The 254-nt window shown below is 77.6% G+C and carries 1 protein-coding gene; it reads left to right on the forward strand.

Going from position 1 to position 254, the window contains the following annotated elements; translation table 11 throughout:
• Window positions 1–254 (forward strand): condensation domain-containing protein (locus OO62_RS36230; protein ID WP_033271984.1); only part of this gene is annotated, 254 nt, incomplete at both ends.

Genomic DNA, 254 nt, shown 5'->3' on the forward strand with positions numbered 1-254 from the left:
GCAGGAGCTGGCGCTGCCCACCGACCGGCCGCGCCCGGCGCAGCCGACGCACGCGGGCGGCCTGGTCCGCTTCGAGCTGCCGGCCGGGCTCCACGGCCGACTGGCCTCCCTCGCCCGCGACCACGGCGCGACGGTCTTCATGGCCCTCCAGGCCACGGTGGCGACGCTGCTGACCCGGCTCGGTGCCGGCACCGACATCCCGCTCGGGACCCCCACCGCAGGACGCACCGATCAGGCCCTCGACGACCTCGTCG

The organism is Streptomyces lydicus (genome assembly GCF_000717345.1).
GTDB classification, from domain to species: domain Bacteria; phylum Actinomycetota; class Actinomycetes; order Streptomycetales; family Streptomycetaceae; genus Streptomyces; species Streptomyces lydicus.